General features: G+C 74.1%; 1 protein-coding gene and 1 pseudogene. Both read right to left on the bottom strand.

Annotation, left to right across the window (positions count from 1 at the left end):
- The coding region (locus ACFV04_RS43215) for an amino acid adenylation domain-containing protein (protein WP_380536554.1) at positions 1-2,642 on the bottom strand (2,642 nt) is incomplete at its 3' end.
- A 156-nt stretch (positions 2,643-2,798) separates the two neighbouring features.
- Positions 2,799-4,898 (bottom strand): annotated as a pseudogene (locus ACFV04_RS43210) (condensation domain-containing protein); the annotation flags it as partial.

The raw sequence follows: 4,898 nt of genomic DNA, 5'->3' as shown, positions 1-4,898 counted from the left end.
GTCCGGACGACCAGGGTGTTGACGAAGAAGCCGACCAACTCGTCCAGGGCCTCATCGGTACGGCCGGCGACCGGGGTGCCGACCGGGACGTCCTCGCCGGCGCCGAGCCGGGACAGCAGCACGCCCAGCGCCGCCTGCAGCACCATGAACATCGTGGCGCCCTGCTCGCGGGCCAGGTCGGCCAGCCGGGCGTGCAGGTCGGCCGGGACGGCGAGATCGACCGAGCCGCCGCGGTGGGAGGCGACGGCCGGCCGCGACCGGTCGAAGGGGAGCGCCAGCTCCTCCGGCGAGCCCGCCAACTCCTGGCGCCAGTACTTCAGTTGCTGCTCCAGTAGTTCGCTCTGCGACCCCTCGCCGCCGAGCAGTCCGCGCTGCCAGAGTGTGTAGTCCGCGTACTGCACCGGCAGCGGCGCCCACCCGGGCGCACCGCCGGCCACTCGCGCCGCGTACGCGGCCGACAGGTCGCGCCCCAGCGGGGCCATCGACCAGCCGTCACCGGCGATGTGATGGACCGTCACCACCAGGACGTGCTCCTGTGGTGCCAGCACGAACAGCGAAGCCCGGACCGGGACCTCCGCCGAGAGGTCGAAGGCGTGCCCGGCCGCCCGGGCGACGGCCTCGGCCAGCTCGGCCTCGGTGGTGTCGGTCACGGTCAGGCCGAAGCCGAGCCGGTCGAGGGCTGCGCGGTCGACGGGGAGCACCTGCTGGTGCGCTCCGGTGCCGTGGGCGGGGAAGACCGTCCGCAGCACCTCGTGGCGGCCGATCAGGTCGAACAGGGCGGCGTCGAGGGCGACGCGGTCGAGGTCGCCGGTCAGCCGCAGCGCCACCGGGATGTTGTAGGTGGCGCTCGGCCCCTCCAGCTGGGAGAAGAACCAGAGCCGCTGCTGGGCGAAGGACAGCGGCACCCGCCCGGGCCGCTGCCCGGCGGCCACCACCGGCGGCCGGACCAGCGCGCCCGGGTCCAGGTGGCGCGCCAGGGCGGCGGGGGTCGGCGCCTCGAACAAGGTGCGCAACGACAGCTCGATGCCCAGGACGGAGCGGATCCGGCTGATCAGCCGCACCGCCAGCAGGGAGTGCCCGCCGCTCACGAAGAAGTCGTCCTCCGGGCCGACCGCCGGGACCCCGAGCACCTCGGAGAACACACCGCAGAGCAGTTCCTCCTGCTCCGTGCGCGCGCCGCGGCCCGCTGACGCCACCCCGTAGTCGGGGACCGGCAGAGCACGGCGGTCGAGCTTCCCGTTGGAGGTCAGCGGCAGGGCGTCCAGGGCCACGACGGCCGACGGCACCATGTAGTCGGGCAGACGCGCGCCGACCGTCGTGCGGACCAGCGCGGGCAGCCCGGCACCGCCGGTGCCGGGGGCGGGGACGACGTAGGCGACGAGGCGTTTGTCGCCGGGCACGTCCTCGCGGGCGACGACCACGGCCCGTGCCAGTCCCGGGCAGTCGGCGACGGCGGCCTCGACCTCGCCGAGTTCGATGCGGAAGCCGCGGATCTTCACCTGCTCGTCGGCGCGGCCCAGGAACTGCAGGTCCCCGTCGGCGGTCCAGCGGACGACGTCGCCGGTGCGGTACATGCGGCGGCCGGGTTCGCCGTACGGGCAGGCGACGAAACGCTCCGCGGTCAGGCCGTGGCGGCCCAGGTAGCCGCGAGCCAACTGGGCCCCCGCGATGTACAGTTCACCGACGACGCCGGACGGCACCGGGCGCAGGGTGTCGTCCAGGACGTACGCCCGGGTGTTCCACATCGGTCGGCCCATCGGCACCACGGCGGCGTCGCCGACCGCTCGCGGGTCCACCGGGAAGTCGGTGCAGCCCACGGTCGCCTCGGTCGGCCCGTAGTGGTTGACGATCGCCACCCCGGGATGGCGCGCGGACCAGGCGCGGATCGCCTCGGCGCGCACCGCCTCGCCGCCCACCATCAGCTGCCCGGTCGGGGCGCACTCCTCGGGCAGCGCGTCCATGAAGGCCAGGTGGCTCGGGGTGCCCTTGAGGAAGGTCAGTCGCTCGCCGGCCAGCAGGGCCGGCAGCCGCTCGTCCAGGGCGGCGACCACGACGCGGCCGCCGCAGGTCAGCGCGCCGTAGAGGCCCGTGACGCCCGCGTCGAAGGAGATGGAGGCGTGCAGCAGGGTGCTGCCGCTGAGCGTCGGGTAGGCCCGGTGGCAGCGGACCACGTAGTTCACCAGCGCCCGGTGCTCGATCAGCACGCCCTTGGGGCGCCCGGTGGAGCCGGAGGTGTAGATGACGTACGCCGGGTGTGCGGGCAGCAGCTCGGGGCACGGCAGGGCGGAGCCGTCGTACGCGTCCAGGTCGGTCTCGTCCAGCAGGATCCGCGGCAGCGGACCCCGGTCACCGGCGGAACCGGGCAGGCCGGCGGCGAGGTCTCCCGTGGTCACCACGGCGACCGGTCCGGCGTCGTCGAGCATGTAGGCGATCCGGTCGGCCGGGTACTCCGGGTCGACGGGCACGTAGGCGGCACCGGACTTCAGCACCGCGAGCAGCGCGACCACCAGGTCGGCCGAGCGCCCGAGACAGACCGCGACCAGCGACTCCGGGCCGACGCCGCGCTCCCGCAGCAGCCGGGCCAGGCGGTTGGCCCGGGCGTCCAGCTCCGCATAGGTGAGCCGCTGACCCTCGGCGACCACCGCCACCGCATCGGGGGTGCGGGCGACCTGGGCGGCGAACAGCGCGGGCAGGTGGGTCGGCGCCACCTCGACGGCGGTGTCGTTCCACTGCTCCAGGATCCGGACCCGCTCGGCGTCGTCGAGCACCCGCACCGCGCTGACCCGCGTCGCCGGCTCCTCGGCGAGCGCCGTCAGCACCCGCACCAGGCGCCGGGTGACCGCTTCGACGGTCGACCGGTCGAAGAGGTCTGCGGCGTACGTGGCCCGCACCGACAGCCCGGCCGGGCCGCCCGCCGGGTCGAGGTCCTCGCCGACCTCGAAGGAGAGGTCGAAGCGGGCCGAGGCCGACTGGGTGGCCATCGGACGCACGGTGACGCCGGGCAGGTCGAGGACCGCCTGCGCGTTGTTCTGCAGGCTGAGCATGACCTGGAAGAGCGGGTGGCGGGCCAGTGAACGCACGGGCGCCAGGTCCTCGACCAGACGCTCGAAGGGCACGTCCTGGTGCTCGAAGGCGCTCAGTCCGGTCTCGCGGACCCGGTCGAGGACCTCGGCCAGCGAAGGGTCACCGGACAGGTCGGTGCGCATCACCAGGGTGTTGACGAAGAAGCCGACCAGGTCGTTCAGGTCCTCGTCGGTGCGGCCCGCGATCGGCGTGCCGATCGGGATGTCCGGTCCGCCGCCGAGCCGGGAGAGCAGGACGGCGAGTGCCGCCTGCAGCACCATGTACATCGTCACCTGCCGCTGCTTCGCCAACTCGGCCAGCTTGCGGTGCAGTTCGGCCGGTACCAGCAGCTCCACCGCCTCGCCCCGGTTGGACGCGGTGGCCGGGCGCGGCCGGTCGTACGGCAGCGCCAACTCCTCCGGGACACCGGACAACGCCGTGCGCCAGTAGTCGAGTTGCTCGGTCAGCAGGCTCTCCGGGTCCTGGTCGTCGCCGAGCAGCTCGCGCTGCCAGAAGGTGTAGTCGGCGTACTGGACCGGCAGCGGCTCCCAGCCGGGCGCCCGGTCGGCCAGCCGCGCCGTGTACGCGGTGGCGATGTCGCGGGCCAGCGGTTCGAGGGACCAGCCGTCGCCGGCGATGTGGTGGACCACCACCGCCAGCACGTGCTCCTCCGGGGCGACCGCGAACAGGGTCGCCCGGATCGGGATCTCCTCGTGCAGGTCGAACGGGTGGCCCAGCACCCGGGCCACCTCGCCGGCCAGCTCCGCCTCCCCGGCGGCCTCGGCCGTCGCCAACGCGAAGCCGGCCCGCTCGACCGGCAGCACCCGCTGGCGCGGCTCGCCGTCCACGGCCGGGAAGACGGTGCGCAACACCTCGTGCCGGTCGACCACATCGCGCAGCGCGGCCTCCAACGCCGCCGGGGACAGCACCCCGGTCAACCGGAGCACCACCGGGATGTTGTACGTCGCGCTCGGGCCGGTCAACTCGCCCATGAACCAAAGGCGGCGCTGCGCGTACGACAACGGAATCATCTGGAGTCCCCTAGCTGTGAGACGGGCCGACCGCGGGGGCCGGGTCGTGCGATGGATCAGGTCTGGTGTGGTGCTGTGCGGCCTTGCGGCTTCGCGGTCGTGCCGTGGTGCTGCTGTGCGGGTGCGGGTGCGGGTGCGGGTGCGGGTGCGGGTGCGGGTCGACGGCGGTCGGCCGGGGTGGGCCGGGTGGGCCGGGTGAGCCGTCCGTTCGGGACGGATCACCCGGCCGCAGGCCCGCGCGTCAGTCGGCCTCCGTCGGTCGCTTCACCGACCGCAGGCTCGGCCGGGCCCGCTTGGCGGGCTTCAGCCGTTCGGCGAGGGCGGCGGGGGTGGGGGCTTCGAAGAGGGTGCGGAGCGGGAGTTCGGTGCCGAGGGCGGATCGGATGCGGCTGGCGAGGCGGGTGGCGAGGAGGGAGTGTCCGCCGAGGTCGAAGAAGCTGTCGTCGGGGCCGACGGTGTCGAGGCCCAGGACCTCGGCGAAGGCGGCGCAGATCGTCGCCTCGCGCTCGTCGGCCGGCTCGCGGGTGGTGGTCTGCACGCCGTACTCGGGGGCGGGCAGGGCGCGGCGGTCGAGCTTGCCGTTGACGGTGAGCGGGAACGCGGGCAGGAGCAGCACGGCCGACGGGACCATGTACTCGGGCAGGCGCTCGGCGGTGAAGCGCCGCAGCTGGGCGGGCAGGTCCGCATCGTCGGTGTTGTGGGTGGGGGTGGGGATGGCGTAGGCGATGAGGCGTTGGTCGCCGGGGGTGTCTTCGCGGAGGAGGACGGTGGCTTGGGTGATGTGGGGGTGGGTGGTGAGTGTTG

The organism is Kitasatospora sp. NPDC059599 (genome assembly GCF_042735125.1).
In the GTDB taxonomy this organism is placed as follows: Bacteria; Actinomycetota; Actinomycetes; order Streptomycetales; family Streptomycetaceae; genus Kitasatospora.
The sequence above is the reverse complement of the archived record's forward strand: the minus strand, read 5'-3'. Positions and strand labels throughout refer to the sequence as shown.